This window comes from Microbacterium sp. Soil_C_42 (assembly GCF_057656735.1).
Genome location: NZ_JBDGJU010000093.1, coordinates 1 through 317, shown reverse-complemented (window position 1 = coordinate 317; position 317 = coordinate 1). Strand labels below are relative to the sequence as shown.

Below are 317 nucleotides of genomic sequence, written 5' to 3'. Positions count from 1 at the left end.
CCGCGGCCCACGCGTGCCAGCAGCCCGGCCATCGATCCCGGGCGGAGCGCCTCGGTGCGCGCGGCGACGCGAGCAAGCTCCGGCGCCTCCGCCGTCCGCGGCTGCTCCGCCGGCCGAAGCTCGGACCGCATCCCGGCCTGCACCTGCGCGCGCTGCTGGGGCGTGAGGCGGGCGAACGCCTCGCGGTGGATCTCCTCGACCTGGTGCGGGTCGGACGTCTGCAGGAGGTACTCGTAGCGCGCGATCGCGGCGCGATCCGCTGCCGTCGGCGCGGGCCCGGTCGGCGGCGTCGCGCCGACGGGGCCGCCGGCTGCCTG

General features: G+C 79.2%; 1 pseudogene. It reads right to left on the bottom strand.

From position 1 onward, the window contains the following. A pseudogene (locus tag AC3A46_RS19540) lies at positions 1 to 317 on the bottom strand (cation-transporting ATPase); the annotation flags it as partial.